General features: G+C 65.5%; 16 protein-coding genes. 9 read left to right on the forward strand and 7 right to left on the reverse strand.

Annotation, left to right across the window (positions count from 1 at the left end; all coding sequences use genetic code 11):
- The first annotated feature begins 1 nt into the window (after position 1).
- The 8 genes from miaA to N7607_RS13760 all read left to right on the forward strand — a co-directional run bounded on the left by miaA (position 2) and on the right by N7607_RS13760 (position 7,618).
- On the forward strand, positions 2-973 hold the full coding sequence (gene miaA, locus N7607_RS13725) for a tRNA (adenosine(37)-N6)-dimethylallyltransferase MiaA (protein WP_279868422.1): 972 nt from the start codon (positions 2-4) through the stop codon (positions 971-973).
- A 98-nt stretch (positions 974-1,071) separates the two neighbouring features.
- Entirely contained in the window at positions 1,072-1,326 is a 255-nt protein-coding gene (hfq, locus tag N7607_RS13730; RefSeq protein ID WP_021701802.1) for an RNA chaperone Hfq, read from the forward strand.
- A 12-nt stretch (positions 1,327-1,338) separates the two neighbouring features.
- Complete coding sequence (gene hflX / locus N7607_RS13735; RefSeq protein ID WP_279868420.1) at positions 1,339-2,640, forward strand: ribosome rescue GTPase HflX; 1,302 nt, start codon at positions 1,339-1,341, stop codon at positions 2,638-2,640.
- Between the two features lie 96 nt (positions 2,641-2,736).
- On the forward strand, positions 2,737-3,882 hold the full coding sequence (gene hflK, locus N7607_RS13740) for an FtsH protease activity modulator HflK (protein ID WP_279868418.1): 1,146 nt from the start codon (positions 2,737-2,739) through the stop codon (positions 3,880-3,882).
- Positions 3,882-4,751: a protease modulator HflC gene (hflC, locus tag N7607_RS13745; RefSeq protein WP_279868417.1), complete on the forward strand. Its 870-nt coding sequence runs from the start codon at positions 3,882-3,884 to the stop codon at positions 4,749-4,751. The genes hflK and hflC overlap by 1 nt, the downstream gene beginning before the upstream one ends.
- Positions 4,752-4,862: 111 nt before the next feature.
- Entirely contained in the window at positions 4,863-5,048 is a 186-nt protein-coding gene (locus tag N7607_RS13750) for a DUF2065 family protein (RefSeq protein ID WP_279868416.1), read from the forward strand.
- 34 nt (positions 5,049-5,082) lie between these two features.
- Positions 5,083-6,270, forward strand: a complete 1,188-nt coding sequence (locus tag N7607_RS13755) for an ATP phosphoribosyltransferase regulatory subunit (protein ID WP_279868414.1) — start codon at positions 5,083-5,085, stop codon at positions 6,268-6,270.
- A 52-nt stretch (positions 6,271-6,322) separates the two neighbouring features.
- Positions 6,323-7,618 (forward strand): adenylosuccinate synthase, encoded by a 1,296-nt coding sequence (locus N7607_RS13760; RefSeq protein WP_279868412.1) that lies wholly within the window; start codon positions 6,323-6,325, stop codon positions 7,616-7,618.
- A gap of 122 nt (positions 7,619-7,740) precedes the next feature.
- Here N7607_RS13760 and ppa read toward each other — a convergent pair whose 3' ends face one another.
- From ppa to N7607_RS13795, 7 genes are all read right to left on the reverse strand, one after another.
- Complete coding sequence (gene ppa / locus N7607_RS13765; protein ID WP_021701809.1) at positions 7,741-8,268, reverse strand: inorganic diphosphatase; 528 nt, start codon at positions 8,266-8,268, stop codon at positions 7,741-7,743.
- Between the two features lie 77 nt (positions 8,269-8,345).
- Positions 8,346-9,164, reverse strand: coding sequence for a zinc-dependent peptidase (locus N7607_RS13770; RefSeq protein WP_279868411.1), 819 nt, complete (start codon positions 9,162-9,164; stop codon positions 8,346-8,348).
- Positions 9,165-9,211: 47 nt separating this feature from the next.
- Positions 9,212-9,664, reverse strand: a complete 453-nt coding sequence (locus N7607_RS13775; protein WP_279868410.1) for a GNAT family N-acetyltransferase — start codon at positions 9,662-9,664, stop codon at positions 9,212-9,214.
- Positions 9,665-9,837: 173 nt separating this feature from the next.
- On the reverse strand, positions 9,838-10,998 hold the full coding sequence (locus tag N7607_RS13780) for an iron-containing alcohol dehydrogenase (RefSeq protein ID WP_279868409.1): 1,161 nt from the start codon (positions 10,996-10,998) through the stop codon (positions 9,838-9,840).
- Between the two features lie 13 nt (positions 10,999-11,011).
- Complete coding sequence (locus N7607_RS13785) at positions 11,012-12,400, reverse strand: aldehyde dehydrogenase family protein (protein ID WP_279868408.1); 1,389 nt, start codon at positions 12,398-12,400, stop codon at positions 11,012-11,014.
- Positions 12,401-12,519: 119 nt separating this feature from the next.
- Positions 12,520-13,887, reverse strand: coding sequence for a glutamine synthetase family protein (locus tag N7607_RS13790; protein ID WP_279868406.1), 1,368 nt, complete (start codon positions 13,885-13,887; stop codon positions 12,520-12,522).
- Between the two features lie 50 nt (positions 13,888-13,937).
- A complete protein-coding gene (locus N7607_RS13795; protein WP_137975065.1) occupies positions 13,938-15,425 on the reverse strand; it encodes an amino acid permease in 1,488 nt (495 codons plus the stop codon).
- A 384-nt stretch (positions 15,426-15,809) separates the two neighbouring features.
- On the opposite strand from N7607_RS13795, the gene mpl reads away from it, so the two are divergent.
- Complete coding sequence (gene mpl / locus N7607_RS13800; RefSeq protein ID WP_279868404.1) at positions 15,810-17,162, forward strand: UDP-N-acetylmuramate:L-alanyl-gamma-D-glutamyl-meso-diaminopimelate ligase; 1,353 nt, start codon at positions 15,810-15,812, stop codon at positions 17,160-17,162.
- The last annotated feature ends 135 nt before the right edge of the window (positions 17,163-17,297 follow it).

Here is a 17,297-nt window from a genome sequence, read left to right on the forward strand (position 1 = left end):
CATGACCGAGCGCCTGCCTCCCGCCATCTTCCTGATGGGACCGACTGCTTCCGGCAAGACCGATCTGGCCCTGGCGCTCGCCGACGAGCTGCCCTGCGAGCTGATCAGCGTCGACTCTGCGCTGATCTACCGCGACATGGACATCGGCACGGCCAAACCGGACAAGGCCACGCTGGAGCGCTATCCGCACCACCTGGTCGACATCCGCGACCCGGCCGAAAGCTACTCGGCGGCCGAATTCCGCGCCGATGCCCTGGCGGCCATGGCGGAAATCACCGCTCGCGGGCGTATTCCGCTGCTGGTCGGCGGCACCATGCTTTATTACAAGGCGTTGCTGGAAGGCCTGGCGGACATGCCCAGCGCCGATCCAGCGGTGCGCGCCGAGCTGGAGGCCTGGGCCGCCGCCGAGGGTTGGGAGGCACTGCACCAAGAGCTGGCGCGCATCGATCCGCAGTCCGCGGCGCGCATTCATCCCAATGACCCGCAGCGCCTCACCCGGGCTTTGGAGGTCTATCGGGTCAGCGGCCTCAGCATGAGCGAGCACCGCCTGCGCCAAGCGGCTCAAAATAGCGGCTCAGAGGCGCCTGGTACCGGGCAATTGCCTTATACTATCGCGCAATTCGCCATTGCTCCCGAGCAGCGCCAGGTACTGCACGAGCGGATCGCTCGTCGATTTCACCTGATGCTAGAACAGGGCTTTGTCGAAGAGGTCGAAGCGTTGCGCCTGCGGGGCGACCTGCACGCGGGACTGCCATCGATCCGTGCGGTGGGCTATCGACAGGTATGGGATTACTTGGAGGGTGGCCTGAGCCGCGAGGAAATGACGGAGCGGGGGATCATCGCCACGCGTCAGTTGGCCAAGCGCCAATTTACCTGGCTGCGTGGCTGGGAAAACCTGCACTGGCTGGACAGCCTGGCCAGTGACAATCTGAGGCGTACCTTGAAATACCTGAGGGCGGTCTCCATATTGTGATGAGACCCGTCTATTCGCCGTCTATCCTTGGCTTTTGAGGCTTATACGGCATAAGCCATCTTTGCTTTACTACATTTGACCCTTAAGGAGTGCGGCACATGTCAAAAGGGCATTCGCTACAAGACCCTTACCTGAATACCCTGCGTAAGGAACGCGTACCGGTTTCTATCTATCTGGTGAACGGCATCAAGCTGCAGGGCCAGATCGAATCCTTCGACCAGTTCGTTATTTTGCTGAAGAACACTGTCAGCCAGATGGTCTATAAGCACGCCATTTCCACCGTGGTGCCGAGCCGCCCGGTGCGCCTGCCTAGTGCGACCGAAGGCGAGCAGGTCGAGCCGGGCAACGCCTGATAGGAGCCTGACTTGTTCTTCGAGCGTCACGGCGGTGGTGAACGGGCCATCCTTGTCCATCTGGAAGGCAGCAACCCCGAGGTGGCCGAAGACCCGCAGGAGTTTCAGGATCTGGCGTTGTCGGCGGGTGCCGACATGGTGGCTCTGGTCACCGTGTCGCGGCACATGCCGACCGCCAAGTTCCTGATCGGCAGCGGCAAGGTCGAGGAGCTGCGCGACCTGGTCAAGGCCGAAGAGGCCGAGCTGGTCATCTTCAATCACACACTCACGCCCAGTCAGGAGCGCAACCTAGAGCGCGTGTTCGAGTGTCGTGTGCTCGACCGTACCGGGCTGATTCTCGACATCTTCGCCCAACGCGCGCGCACCCACGAGGGCAAGCTGCAGGTCGAGCTGGCCCAGCTGGACCATATGAGCACGCGCCTGGTGCGCGGCTGGACCCACCTCGAGCGGCAAAAGGGTGGTATCGGTCTGCGCGGCCCGGGTGAAACCCAGTTGGAAACCGACCGCCGCCTGCTGCGCGTGCGCATTCGCCAGATCAAGCAGAAGCTGGAGAAGGTGCGTAGCCAGCGCGAGCAGGCTCGTCGCGGCCGTCGGCGTGCGGACATCCCTTCGGTTTCCCTGGTCGGCTATACCAACGCCGGCAAGTCCACCCTGTTCAATGCGCTGACCACTTCCGAGGTCTACGCCGCCGACCAGCTGTTCGCCACCCTTGACCCGACCCTGCGTCGGCTGGAGCTGGACGATCTCGGCCCAGTGGTGCTGGCCGACACCGTGGGCTTCATTCGCCACCTGCCGCACAAGCTGGTGGAGGCGTTCCGCGCCACGCTGGAAGAGTCGAGCAACTCGGACCTGCTGCTGCACGTGATCGACTCCCACGAGCCAGAGCGTGACCAGCAGATCGAGCAGGTCATGGCGGTACTCGGCGAAATCGGCGCCAACGAGCTACCGATGCTCGAGGTGTACAACAAGATCGATCTGGTCGAGGGCGTCGAGCCGCAGATTCAGCGCGATGGCGACGGCAAGCCCGAGCGGGTATGGCTGTCGGCACGGGATGGCAAAGGCCTGGAGTTGCTGCGTCAGGCGGTCGCCGAATTGCTCGGCGAGGATCTGTTCGTCGGTACCTTGCGTCTGCCGCAGCGCCTGGGGCGTCTGCGCGCGCAGTTCTTCGCGCTGAACGCGGTACAGAGCGAGGCGCATGACGAGGCGGGTGATACGCTGCTGGCGATCCGTTTGCCGCGCGCCGAGCTCAATCGCTTGGTCAGTCGCGAAGGTTTGAAGCCGCAGGACTTCCTCGCGCAACACACTTTGCAATAAAGCCCGCGCCGCCGTTTTTGCGGCGGCTCGGGGGCTTTCGGTAGCATGGGCCGGCGCGCCGTGGGCGCGTCTTCGCTTTATTTGATGGAGAGCGCTATGGCTTGGAATGAGCCGGGTGGCAACTCGAACAACCAGGATCCCTGGGGCGGCCGCAAAGGCGGTGGACGCCAGGGCCCACCTGATCTCGACGAAGCCTTCCGCAAGCTGCAGGAGAGCCTCAACGGCATCTTCGGCGGTAAAAAACGTGACAGTGACGGCCAAGGTGGCGGTTGGGGCATCCTCCTGATCGGCGCGGCGCTGCTGTTCGCGGTCTGGCTGTGGAATGCCATCTACATCGTCGATGCCCAGGAGCAGGCGGTCATCCTGCGTCTCGGCAAGTATCACGAGACGGTCGGTCAGGGCCTGAACATCTACTTCCCGCCGATCGACAAGAAATTCCAGGAGAACGTGACCCGCGAGCGTTCCTTCTCCAAGGAAGGGCAGATGCTCACCGAGGACGAGAACATCGTCGAGGTGCCGCTGACCGTCCAGTACAAGATCAGCAACCTGAAGGACTTCGTGCTCAACGTCGATGCGCCCGAGATCAGTCTGCAGCACGCCACCGAGAGCGCCCTGCGCCATGTCGCCGGCTCCACCTCGATGGACGAGGTGATCACCCTCGGCCGCGAGCAGATGGGCCAGGACGTCAGCAAGCGTCTGCAGGACTTCCTCGACAACTACGGCACCGGTATCACCGTCACCCAGGTCAACATCCAGCGCGCCACGGCTCCGGCCGAGGTCAAGGATGCCTTCGACGACGTGATCCGCGCCCGTGAAGACGAGCAGCGCGAGAAGAACCAGGCCGAGACTTACGCCAACGGCGTGGTGCCCGAGGCTCGTGGTCAGGCCCAGCGCATCATCGAGGACGCCAATGGCTACCGTGATGAAGTGGTGGCCCGCGCCCAGGGTGAGGCCGATCGCTTCACCAAGCTGGTGGCCGAGTATCGCAAGGCGCCCGAGGTGACTCGTCAGCGCCTGTACCTGGACACCATGCAGCAAGTCTTCAGCAGCACCAGCAAGGTGCTAGTCACCGGGAAGGAAGGGCAGAACAACCTGCTCTATCTGCCGCTGGACAAGATGATCGACAGCCGCGGCAGCGCTGGCGCCAATGCCTCGGGCGCACCGAGCGCCAGTGGCGATGCCGGTACCCGCATCATCAATAACGTCGAGCGTGGCGATCTGCGCACCAGGGAGAGCCGCTGATGAGCAACAAATCGCTGTTTGCCCTGATTGCCGGGGTAGTGGTCGCCGTTCTGGCATGGAACAGCCTGTACATCGTCACCCAGACCGAGAAGGCCGTACTCCTGCAGTTCGGTAAGATCCAGGTGGCCGACGTGCCGCCGGGTCTGCACGTCAAAGTCCCGGTAATGAATCAGGTGCGCAAGTTCGACGCGCGCCTGCTGACCCTGGAGTCGCCGATTCAGCGCGTGCTGACCCTGGAGAAGAAGGCCGTGATGGTCGACGCCTACGCCAAATGGCGTGTCGCCGACGCCCAGCGCTACTACACCGCGACCTCCGGCATTCGCCAGATCGCCGACGATCGTCTGTCTCAGCGCCTGATCACCGCCCTGGCCAACCAGTTCGGTACTCGCACCCTGCATGAAGTGGTCTCCGGTGAGCGTGACGCACTGATGGCGGCCATCACCAAGTCGCTCAACGCCATGGCGCAGAAGGAGCTGGGCATCGAAGTGGTGGACGTTCGCGTCAAGGCCATCGACCTGCCGAAAGAGGTCTATCGCAGCGTGTTCGACCGCATGAGCTCGGAGCGTGAGCGCGAGGCCCGCGAGCACCGCGCCAAAGGCCGTGAACTGGCCGAAGGTATCCGTGCCGATGCCGATCGGCAGAAGCGTGTGATCCTCGCCGAGGCCTATCGCGAGGCCGAGGAAATCCGCGGTGACGGCGACGCCAAGTCCGCTGCCATCTACGCCGGAGCCTACGGCCAGGATGCCGAGTTTTATGCGTTCTACCGCAGCCTGGGCGCCTATCGCGACAGCTTCTCGAGCAAGAGCGATGTACTTGTGCTGGACCCGGATAGCGAGTTCTTCCGCTATCTGCAGCAGCCCAAGCCCTGATCGAAGGCGCCCCGAGGCGGCCGTTCGGCCGTGTCGGGGTGACCTCCGGGGAAAACGTGTTATCATGGGTCAGCCGGGAAAAAGCCCGGCTTTTTTGCGTCTGCGGGAATCATGTGGCAGGAACTGGGCATCGCGTTTTGTCTGATGTTGGTGCTGGAAGGCATCCTGCCCTTCCTCTATCCGCGGCGTTGGCGCGGAACGATCGCGCAACTGGCACAACTGCCCGACCGGCAGCTGCGTCTCATGGGGTTGGCCAGCATGCTGCTGGGGACCGCCCTCCTGTATCTGCTTCACTGAAGGCTGCCGCCCGTACCGAGAGGGGAATGGCGAAATGGCAACGGTAGACCGCTGGCTGCTGCCAGATGGCATCGAAGAAGTACTGCCGCCGGAAGCGGCACTGATCGAGGCGGCGCGCCGCCAGGTGCTGGATCTGTTCCAGCGCTGGGGTTACGAGTTCGTCGTCACCCCGCACATCGAATACCTCGAGTCCCTGCTCACCGGTGCCGGCCAGGACCTGGATCTGCGTACCTTCAAGGTGACCGACCCGCTGTCCGGGCGGCAGATGGGCTTTCGCGCCGACATCACGCCGCAGGTGGCGCGGATGGATGCGCACACCCTGCGTCGCGAAGGCCCGAGCCGCCTGTGCTATGCCGGCAGCGTGCTGCATGCCAAGCCGCGTGCCCTGGCCACCTCGCGCAGCCCGATCCAGCTGGGCGCCGAGCTGTACGGCGACGCCAGCCCGGCCAGCGACGTGGAAGTCATCAGCCTGATGCTTGATACCCTGGCCCTGGCCGGTGTGCCGGATGTGCACATGGACCTCGGTCATGTGGGCATCTACCGCGGCCTGGCCCGCGCCGCCGGCCTGTCCGGCGAGGCCGAGCAGCAGCTGTTCGACGCCCTGCAGCGCAAGGCCATCGACGAGGTCGATGCGCTTACCGAGTCCCTGCAGCCGCACCTGGCCAGCATGCTGCGCGCGCTGGTCGAGCTGTGTGGCGGCCGCGAGGTGCTGGACCTGGCCCAGGCCTGCCTGGTCGAGGCGCCGGCCGAGGTGCATGCCGCGCTGGATCAGCTGGTGGCCATCGCCGACCAGCTGGAGCTGCGCTATCCCGAGCTGCCGCTGTATTTCGACCTCGGCGAGCTGCGTGGCTACCACTACCACACCGGCGTGGTGTTCGCCGCGTTCGTGCCGGGCGTAGGCCAGTCCATCGCCCAGGGCGGCCGCTACGACGACGTCGGCGGCAATTTCGGTCGGGCGCGTCCGGCCACCGGTTTCTCCACCGATCTGAAGACCCTGGTCACCCTCGGCGACATGCGTGTCGACGAACCGGCCGCCGGGGTCTGGGCGCCAGATCATCACGATCTGTACCTGTGGCAGGCCGTACAGCGCCTGCGCAGTGAAGGCGTGCGTGTGGTCCAGGCTCTGCCCGGGCAGGATGTAAGCGCGGCGAGCGAGGCGGGCTGTGACCGCCAGCTGCAGCTGCGCGATGGACGTTGGCAGTTGGCGCCGCTGGCGTCCTGATGGTTTTCCGCCGGCTGTGGCCGGCATCGAGCTTCCAAAGAGGACAAGTGTTATGGGTAAGAATGTCGTGGTCCTGGGCACCCAGTGGGGTGATGAGGGCAAGGGCAAGATCGTCGATCTGCTGACCGAGCAGGCCGCCGCGGTAGTGCGCTACCAGGGCGGCCACAACGCCGGCCACACGCTGGTGATCGACGGCGAGAAGACCGTGCTGCACCTGATCCCGTCCGGCATTCTGCGCGAAGGCGTGCAGTGCCTGATCGGCAACGGCGTGGTAGTCGCCCCCGACGCCCTGATGCGCGAGATCACCAAGCTGGAAGAGAAGGGCGTACCGGTGCGCGAGCGCCTGCGCATCAGCCCGTCCTGCCCGCTGATCCTGTCCTACCATGTGGCCCTCGATCAGGCTCGCGAGAAGGCCCGTGGCGACGCCAAGATCGGCACCACCGGTCGCGGCATCGGCCCGGCCTACGAAGACAAGGTGGCCCGTCGCGGTCTGCGCATCGGCGACCTGTTCCACCGCGAGCGCTTCGCCTCCAAGCTGGGCGAGCTGCTGGACTACCACAACTTCGTGCTGGTCAATTATTACAAAGAGCCGGCCATCGACTTCCAGGCCACCTTGGACGAGTGCATGGCGTTCGCCGAGCTGCTGCGCCCGATGATGACCGACGTCACCGCCGACCTGCACGAGCTGCGCCGCGCCGGCAAGGACATCATGTTCGAAGGTGCCCAGGGCTCGCTGCTGGACATCGACCACGGCACCTACCCGTACGTCACCAGCTCCAACACCACCGCCGGCGGCACCGCCACCGGTTCCGGTTTCGGCCCGCTGTACCTGGACTACATCCTCGGTATCACCAAGGCCTACACCACCCGAGTCGGCTCCGGCCCGTTCCCGACTGAGCTGTTCGATGAGACCGGCGCCTTCCTGGCCAAGCGTGGCCACGAGTTCGGTTCCACCACCGGTCGTGCCCGTCGCTGCGGCTGGTTCGATGCCGTGATCCTGCGTCGCGCCATCGAGATCAACAGCATCTCCGGCCTGTGCCTGACCAAGCTGGACGTGCTCGACGGCCTGGAAACCATCAGCATCTGCACCGGCTACAAGGACGCCCAGGGCAACCTGCTGGTGGACGCGCCGACCGACGCCGACAGCTATATCGGCCTGCAGCCGGTGTACGAGGAAATGCCGGGCTGGAGCGAGTCGACTCTGGGCGCCAAGAGCCTGGAAGAGCTGCCGGCCGCCGCTCGTGCCTACATCAAGCGTGTGGAAGAGCTGGTCGGCGCGCCGATCGACATCATCTCCACCGGCCCGGACCGCAACGAGACCATCGTGCTGCGGCACCCGTTCGCCTGATCCGCTGTCACGAAAAAGGCCGCTGCGAGCGGCCTTTTTTGTGGGCGTGATTCCTGTGGGGCGGCAAATCGCAGGCAATAAAAAGGCCGGCTTGTGGCCGGCCTTCAGGGGGTGGTACTGGCTTATTTTTGGTAAGCCGCTACCGCCTTCAGAATGGCTTGGCGGGCTTCGTCGGCGTTGCCCCAGCCTTCGACCTTGACCCACTTGCCCTTCTCGAGATCCTTGTAGTTCTCGAAGAAGTGCTTTATCTGCTCCAGCAGCAGGGCCGGCAGGTCGGTGTATTCCTGTACGTCCTTGTAGATCACGCTCAGCTTGTCGTGCGGGACGGCGATCAGCTTGGCGTCGCCGCCGGCTTCGTCGGTCATGTTCAGCACGCCCACCGGACGGCAGCGGATGACCGAGCCCGGGGCTACCGGATACGGGGTCACGACCAGCACGTCGAGGGGGTCGCCGTCGTCGGCCAGGGTGTGCGGGATGAAACCGTAGTTGGCCGGGTAGAACATCGGGGTGGCCATGAAGCGGTCGACGAACAGGCAATCGGTATCGTGATCGATTTCGTATTTGATCGGCGCGTGGTTGGCCGGGATTTCGATGGCGACGTAGATGTCGTTCGGCACGTCTTTGCCGGCCGGGACTTTGCTGTAGCTCATGGTGGATACCCCAGGGTTGGGCCAAAAAAGTGGGCGGATTATAGGCACATTCCGGTGGCGTTACTACGCCCGCGTGCTCATCCGTTGGTCGTGTCGCGATAGTCCGGATGGCTTTGCTGCAGGCCGCGCAGGCGAGCGAGCGGGTCCTGACGGTAGAAGGCGGCGAGCTGGCCGTAGACCGCTGGGAAGGCCTCCTGCAACAGGTCGGGGGCGGTAAAGAAGTACTCGCTGGTGACGGCGAAGAACTCGGCCGGGTTCTCTGCCGCGTAGGGATCGATCGCGGTTTCCGCCTCGGGATTGGCGTCGAGCTGCGCATTCATGCCGTCATAGGCGGGCTGCATGGCCTGCGCCCAGTCCTGGATGCGCATGTCGCGGTGTAGCGGTGGCAGGCCGTTGGCATCGCCGTTGAGCATGTCCAGCTTGTGCGACAGCTCGTGGATCACCAGGTTATAGGCGTCCCAGCCGCCGCCGGCTTGCACGCCGGGCCAGGCGAGAATGACCGGGCCCTGCAGCCAGGCTTCGCCGCTGCGCTCGTCGTCCCACTCGTGTTCGATGCCACTGGCATCGCGGTGGCGCTGCGGGCTGACGAAGTCGTCCGGGTACAGGACGATCTCATGGAAGCCCTGGTACCAGTCCAGGTCGGCCAGGTGCAGCAGCGGCAGCTCGGCCTGGGCGGCCAGGGTCAGGCGGTCGACCTCGTCCAGCGTGACGCCGGGCAGTGCCGTCAGGCGCTTGTGATGGAGAAACAGGATGGCGCGCTGGAACAGGCGCTGCTCCTCGGTCTCGCTCAGGCCGTCGAGGATCGGCAGGCGTGCGCGTGCCGCGTGCCAATGGCGGGTGGTGTAGGGCGAGTGGGAGAGGATGCGCTGGCGGCGCCAGGCACGGAACGACCACATGGAAAGCTCTCGGGCGATGGCGGACGGGCAGACCGTCCGCCTGGCTGTCAGTCGCCTATTTCCAGGGTGTAGTTCTTGAAGCGGGTGTCTTCGCGGAAGCCGATGGACTCGTAGGTCTTCTGCGCCACTTCGTTGCTCACGCTGGTGGCCACGCGCATGCGCACGGCGTTGGTTTCCTTGGCCATCTGCTTGGCGGTCTGCAGCAGGCGGTCGGCGACCAGCATACGGCGGGCGTCTTCGGCGACGAAGATGTCGTTGAGGATCCACACGCGCTTGAGCGACAGCGAGGAGTAGCTGGAGAACAGCTGGCAATAGCCGAGCAGCTTGTCCTCGTCGTCGGCCAGGGCCAGGTAGATCACCGATTCCTTGCGCTTGAGACGGGTCTCGAGGAACTTGCGCGAGGAGTCCGGGAACGGCAGCTCGCCATAGAACTCACGGTACTTGATGAACAGCGGGGTCAGCAGGTCCAGGTGCTCCAGGGTGGCTTGGACAATGCGCATGGCGGGCCTCGGCGTCTATGGAGTGGTGAAATTGGCACTGTGCCAATGGTCGGGTCGATGCTGCCGAAAGCGGATGGAAAGCGCAATCCAAGCAAGCGTTTGATTCTGTTCGCGGCTCAGGCCGGCGGCGCTAGCCGCTCTGCGACGGCGCTCGCCGGCCTGGCCGAGGTGGCTCATAGGCGACCATGCACGGCGTCGGTAAACAATCTGGCGACGTTTTCCTCGGTCAGTGGCAGCGGATTGCCCCCGGCGGAAGGGTCGACCACCGCCATCTGCGCGATCAGCGCGGTCTTGCCGTCGTCGACGCCCAGCTCGGCCAGGCTGTGCGGCACGCCGGTGTTGGTGCGTAGCTGCAGGACCAGCTCGAGGAAGCTGTCGAAGCCCGGGTTGGCCAGTTGCAGGTAAGCGGCCAGGCGGGTGATGCGCTCCTCGATGGTGCTGCGGTTGAACTTCAGCACGTAGGGCATCAGCGTGGCGTTGGTCATACCGTGGTGGGTGTCGTACAGCGCGCCGATCGGGTGGGCCAGGGCGTGCATGCCGCCGAGGCCCTTCTGGAAGGCGGTGGCGCCCATGGCAGCGGCGGCGAGCATGTCGGCGCGGGCGTCGAGGTCGTCGGGTTGCTTGACCGCGCGTACCAGCGCGCCCTTGACCAGGCGCATGCCTTCCACCGCGATGCCGTCGGCCAGCGGGTGGAAGCCCGGCGCGCAGTAAGCCTCCAGGCAGTGGGAGAAGGCATCCATGCCGGTGCCGGCGGTGATGAAGGCCGGCATGCCCACGCTCAGTGCCGGGTCGCTGATAACGATCTTTGGCATCATCAGCGGATGGAAGATGATGCGCTTGGTGTGGCTGCGTTCGTCGGTGAGGATGCCGGCGCGACCGACTTCCGAGCCGGTGCCGGCGGTGGTCGGCACGGCGATCACCGGGGCGATGCCGCGCGGGTCGGCGCGGGTCCACCAGTCGCCGATATCCTCGAAGTCCCACACCGGCCGGGCCTGGCCGCTCATGAAGGCGATCAGCTTGCCCATGTCCAGGCCGCTGCCGCCGCCAAAGGCGACTACGCCGTCGTGCTTGCCGGCATGGTAGGCGGCCAGGCCGGCGGCAAGGTTACTTTCCACCGGGTTGGGCTTGAGGTCGCTGAACAGCGCGGCGCCGAGGCCGGCTGCCTTGAGCGAGTCGAGGGCGGCGAGGGTGATCGGCGCGTTGCCCAGGCCGCGGTCGGTGACCAGCAGCGGGCGCAGCATGCCGATGCTCTTGCACAGCTCCGGCAGCTCCTGGATGCGGCCGGCACCGAAGCGTACCGAGGTCGGGTAGTTCCAGTTGGCGGTCTTGCTCATGGCGGACTCCTTGTCAGAGCTGGTGGCGCAGGTGGAAGGACTTGGGCCGGGTGAGGTGCTCGTAGCCTAGGCGCGAGAGAGTGGCGCCACGCCCGGTGTGCTTGACCCCGGTCCAGGCCAAGGCCGGGTCGAGGTAGTCACAGCGGTTCATGAATACGGTGCCGGTCTCCAGTTGCTGGCCGATGCGTTCGGCGGCGTCCAGGTCCTCGGTCCAGATCGCCGCGCTGAGGCCATAGGGGCTGTCGTTCATCAGGGCGATGGCCTCGGCCTCGCTGGCCACCGGCATGATGCCGACCACCGGGCCGAAGCTCTCGTCGCGCATCACCGCCATCTGGTGGTTGACCCCGGTCAGCACCTGCGGCGCCAGGTAGGCGGTGCCGGGGGCGTCGTTGGCGAAGCTGGTGGGGTCGATCAGGGCCTTGGCGCCTTTGGACTTGGCCTCGGCGATCTGCCCGCGGACGAACTCGGCTGCGCTGCTGCGTACCAGCGGGCCGAGGGTGGTGGCCTCGTCCAGCGGGCTGCCCAGCACGTACTGCTTGGTCAACTCGACGAAGCCCTCGACAAAGGCCGGGTACAGCGCCTTATCCACATAGATGCGCTCGATGCCGCAGCAGCTCTGCCCGGAGTTGAAGAAGCTGCCGTCCACCAGGTTCTCCACGGCATGGGCCAGGTCGGCGTCGCCGCGCACGTAGGCCGGGTCCTTGCCGCCCAGCTCCAGGCCGACGCCGATGAAATGCCCGGCGGCGGCGCTCTCCATCAGGCGGCCGCCCTCGACCGAGCCGGTGAAGTTGACCTGTTGCACCTGGCCGGAGGCGATCAGAGTGGCGGTCTGGCCATGGTCCAGCACCAGGTTGTGGAACAGCCCGGCGGGCAGGCCGGCGCGCTCGAAGGCCTGGGCGAAGCGCTCGCCGACCAGCAGGGTCTGGCTGGCATGCTTGAGCAGCACTGCGTTGCCGGCCATCAGCGCCGGGATGATGGCGTTCACGGCGGTCAGGTAGGGGTAGTTCCACGGCGCCACCACCAGCACGGTACCCAGCGGCTCGCGGCGGATATAACGGCGGAAGCCGGCCTTGGGATCGGGCACCACGTCGGCCAGGGCGCTCTCGGCGATGCCGATCATATGGCGTGCGCGTTCCTCGAAGCCGCGCAGCTCGCCGGCGCCGAAGCGGATCGGGCGGCCCATCTGCCAGGCCAGCTCAGGGACTATCTCGTCCTTCATCGCCAGCATGGCGTCCACCGCCTTCAGACAGTAGCCGGCACGCTGGCCGATGGAAAGTTCGCGCCAGGCGCGTTGGGCCTGGGTGGCGGCGGCCAGGGTCTGCTCCAGGGCGCTGCTGCTGGCGATGGGGCGCTCTGCATAGAGGCTGCCGTCGACCGGGGAAATCAGGCGGATATGGTTCATTCTCGTGCGGGACTCCCTGTGATCATCCCCTCTCCCGCGTACGGGAGAGGGTTAGGGAGAGGGCGTGGTCCGTCCCTCTCCCCCGGCCCCTCTCCCATGAGTGGGAGAGGGGAGTGAGGTCAATAACGCTCGAAGCCGCGGCGCAATTCCCAGTCGGTCACCCGGCGGTCGTATTCCATCTGCTCCCAGCGCGCGGTGTGCAGGTAGTGCTCGACCACATCGTCGCCCAGGGCCTGGCGCAGCAGCTCCGAGCGGTCGAGGGCGTCGGTGGCGCCGCGCAGGGTTTTGGCCACTTCCGGCAGTTCGTCGTTCTCGTAGGCGTCGCCGGAGAAGGGCGCCGGCAGCTCCAGCTGTTCATCGATGCCGGCCAGGCCGGCGGCGATCAGCGCGGCATAGGCCAGGTAGGGGTTGAGATCGGCGCCGCCGATGCGGCACTCGATGCGGATACCCTTGCTGTCCGCGCCGCACAGGCGGAAGCCGGCGGTGCGGTTGTCGCAGCTCCACACGGCGCGGGTCGGGGCGAAGGTGCCGGCCTGGAAGCGTTTGTAGGAGTTGATGTAGGGGGCGAGGAAATAGGTGATGTCGCTGGCGTACTTGAGCTGGCCGGCCACCCACTGGCGCATCAGCTTGGACATGCCGTACTCGCCGGCTGGGTCGTGGAACAGCGCCGTCTCTCCGTCGAGGCTGAACAGCGAGTTGTGGATATGGCTGCTGGAGCCGGCCAGGTTGTAGTTCCACTTGGCCATGAAGGTGACGGCCTTGCCCTGCAGCAGGGCGATCTCCTTGCAGGCGTGCTTGATGATGCTGTGCCGGTCGGCCATCACCAGCGCCTCGGCGTAGCGCACGTTGATCTCTTCCTGCCCGGGGCCCCACTCGCCCTTAGAGTTCTCCACCGGGATACCGGCGGCCTGCAGGTGCTTGCGGATGGCGCGCATCACCGGCTCCTCGCGGATGGTCTGCAGGATGCTGTAGTCCTCGATGTAGTAACCGGCGGTCTTGGGGTTTTGGTAGTGCTGGGCGTGGATGTCCTCGTAGCTCTGGTCGAACAGGTAGAACTCCAGCTCCGAGGCGAACATGCCCTTGTAGCCGCGCTCGGTGAGGCGGGCTATCTGCCGCTTGAGGATGCCGCGCGGGCTGTGCGGCAGGTCGTGGTGGTGATGGTCCTGTACGTCGCACAGCACCAGGGCCGTGCCTTCCAGCCAGGGCAGCACGCGCATGGTGGAGAGGTCAGGCTTGAACACGAAGTCGCCGTAGCCCTGCTTCCAGCTGGCAGCGGCGTAGCCGGGCACCGGCTCCATGTCGATGTCGTCGGCCAACAGGTAATCGCAGCCGTGGGTTTCCTCGTAGGCGCTGTCGAGGAAAAACTCGACCTGGAAGCGTTTGCCGATCAGGCGGCCCTGCATGTCGACCATGCAGGCCAGGACGGTGTCGATCTTGCCGGCTACGGCGAGCTCGCGCAGGCCGGCCAGGGTGAGGTGGGCAGTCATCCGTTGGTCTCCGGAAAAGTGGCCGCACCCGCGGGCGCGGCCGGGGCTCATCAGTTATTGGTTTTGTCTTTTTCGCGCTGTTCCATGGCGAATTCCTCTTCTGGCGAGAGGATCAGGCGGTGGCGGCCGACGATGGCGAAGTAGGTGATGCCGATGGCGAACCACACGGCCACCCAGAACACGCCGAGGGTGTAGGCCGGGTCGCCGGTGAGCTGGAAGTACAGGGTCACGGCGGCGATCAGCATGGTCAGCACGGCGCCGGGTACGCCCAGCGGGCTGCGGTAGGGGCGCTCGATGTCGGGCATCTTGCGGCGCAGCAGAATGAACGACAGGGCCTGCATGAAGTAGGAGAACATGGCGCCGAACACCGCCATGTTGAGCAGGGTGCCGCCGATCACCGCACCACCCTTTTCCTCACCGAAGATGAACCACAGGGTCATCATCACGGCCAGCGCCATCAGGCTGCCAATCAGCATGGCCACGTGCGGGGTCTTGCGCTGGCCATGAGTGATCGACAGTTGCGGCAGGAAGTAGCCGGCACGGCTCAGCGAGTAGATCTGCCTGCCCATGGCGAAGATGATGGTGTGGAAGCTGGCCACCAGGCCGAGCACCGCCACCAGGGCCAGGAGCTTGGCGATGTCGTCACCGTAGATGGCCTTGAAGCCGTCCAGCAGCGGCTCGCCGGAGGAGCCCAGGGCGTGTGAGCCGACACCACTCACTGCCGGGTTCAGCCAGAGGATCATGAAGGCCGAGAGGATCAGGGTGAACATGCCGAGGATGATGCCCTTGGGCATGTCGCGTTTCGGGTCGACCGACTCTTCCGCCGCCAGCGGCAGCTGCTCGATGGCAAGAAACAGCCAGACCGCGAAAGGCATCGCCGCCAGCACACCGAGCAGGCCGTTGGGCAGGAATGGGCCGTTGCCCTCCGGCAGCTCGACGCCGCCCGGGCCGACGTTCATGGCGAAGCGGTTGAAGTCGATATGCGGCAGGGCGCTGATCCAGAACACCACCAGGCAGGCCAGGGCCAGCAGGGTGACGACTAAGGTGACCTTGAAGGACAGCTCGACGCCGATCACGTTGAGCCAGATGAACACCACGTAGAAGCCGATCCACCACAGCGGCTGGTATTCGCTGGGCGTGCCGAAGATGCTGCCCATGTAGCTGCCGATAAAGAACACGATGACGGCTGGGGTGAGCACGTATTCGACATTCTCCGCCAGGCCGGTGAGAAAGCCGCCCCACGGCCCCATGGCGCTACGGGCGAAGGAGTAGGCGCCGCCGGTGTGGGGCAGGGCCGGCGACATCTCCGCCAGGGAGAAGGTCAGGCCCAGGTACATGATGGCGATGATGATGGCGGCGATCAGCATGCTGCCCCAGCCATTGGCCAGGCCGAAGTTCCAGCCGGAGAAATGGCCGGAGATCACCGCGCCGACGCCCAGCGCCCAGAGCGACCAGACGCCGGCATAGCGGCGCAGGCCGCGTTGTTCGAAGTAACTCTTGTCGACCGTGGTGTAACTGACTCCCGATTGCTGCTTCATGGTCCTCTCCTGCATTTCGCGTTGGCTCGGGTTCTTGTAGGAATTGCGGCCTTGCTTGAAACGGGATGGAGCACAGCGGCTGACAGCGGGAGGATGCACGGAGGAGGAGCCCGGACGGGCTCGGGTGCCATGCACGCATGGCGGGTGTGTTGCTCCCCCGGATGCCGGGAAAGTTTCCCGGCGAGATCGAAGCGCAGACGGACATCCGGTCGCTGACAGCTTGCGGGCATGGACGACGAGGAACCTCATGCCACCTCGGTGTTCCGAGGCTCCTGACACTCTAGTCGAGATTTCGCGGGGCGGTGCGGCAGCCTGTCAGGTGCCGCCCTGTGCTACCCTGCGGCCAGTTCTGCCGGGGCTTCCCGGTTCTTTTCGAGGTCATCGATGCACATCCATATTCTCGGTATCTGCGGCACCTTCATGGGCTCCCTGGCCGTGCTGGCCAAGGAACTGGGGCACCGCGTCACCGGCTCCGACGCCAGCGTCTATCCGCCCATGAGTACCCAGCTCGAAGCCCAGGGCATCGAGCTGATGCAGGGCTACCTGCCCGAGCACCTGCAGCCGGCCCCCGACCTGGTGGTGATCGGCAACGCCCTGAGCCGCGGCAACCCGGCGGTGGAATATGTGCTCAACCAGAGCCTGCCTTATGTGTCCGGGCCGCAGTGGCTGGCCGATCATGTGCTGCAGGGCCGCTGGGTGCTGGGCGTGGCCGGCACCCACGGCAAGACCACCACCACCAGCATGCTGGCCTGGGTGCTGGAGCATGCCGGCATGAGCCCGGGCTTCCTGATCGGCGGCGTGCCGCAGAATTTCGGCGTCTCCGCGCGCCTGGGTGGCACGCCGTTCTTCGTGGTCGAGGCCGACGAGTACGACAGCGCCTTCTTCGACAAGCGCAGCAAGTTCGTCCATTACCGCCCGCGCACGGCGATCCTCAATAATCTGGAGTTCGACCACGCGGACATCTTCCCGGACCTGGCGGCCATCGAACGGCAGTTCCACCACCTGGTACGTACGGTTCCCGGAGAAGGGCTGATTATCCATCCGCAGGCTGAAGAGGCGCTGGCGCGGGTGATCAAGATGGGCTGCTGGACCCCGGTGCAGACCACTGGCGAAGGCGGCCAGTGGCAGGCGCGCCTGCTCAGCGAGGACGGCTCGCGCTTCGAGGTGGTGTTCGACGGCAAGGTCGAAGGCACCGTGGAGTGGGAACTGACCGGTCAGCACAACGTGGCCAACGCCCTGGCTACTCTGGCCGCGGCGCGGCATGTCGGCGTGGTGCCGGAGCTGGGCATCGCCGGCCTGTCGAGCTTCAAGAGCGTCAAACGGCGTATGGAGAAGGTCGCGGAAGTGCAGGGCGTAACCATCTACGACGACTTCGCCCACCACCCGACCGCCATCGCCACCACCCTCGACGGCCTGCGCAAGCGTGTCGGCGATGCACCGATAATCGCGGTGGTCGAACCGCGCTCCAACTCCATGAAGCTCGGCGCCCATCGCGACGGCCTGCCGGATTCCGTGGTGCAGGCCGATCAGGTGTTCTGGTATGCCCCGGCCAACCTGGGCTGGGACCTGGCCGCCACCGTGGCCGGCTCCAGCGTGCCAACCCAGGTCTGCGACTCGCTGGAGGCCATCATCGCGGGCGTCAAGGCCGTCGCCGCGCCCGGCACCCAGGTGGTGATCATGAGCAACGGCGGCTTCGGCGGCCTGCATGGCAAGCTGGCGGCGGCGCTGGCCGAGTAACTGACGCTGGGGTCGACAACTCCCTCTCCCTCCGGGAGAGGGTTGGGGTGAGGGTGTTATAGGCAGCTCGGAGTTGCCTGAAGGACCCTCATCCTACGCGGCCTGCCCTGCCCCCTCTTCCGGGTGGAGAGGGGC

Source organism: Pseudomonas sp. GD04019 (genome assembly GCF_029837695.1).
Lineage (GTDB): Bacteria > Pseudomonadota > Gammaproteobacteria > Pseudomonadales > Pseudomonadaceae > Aquipseudomonas.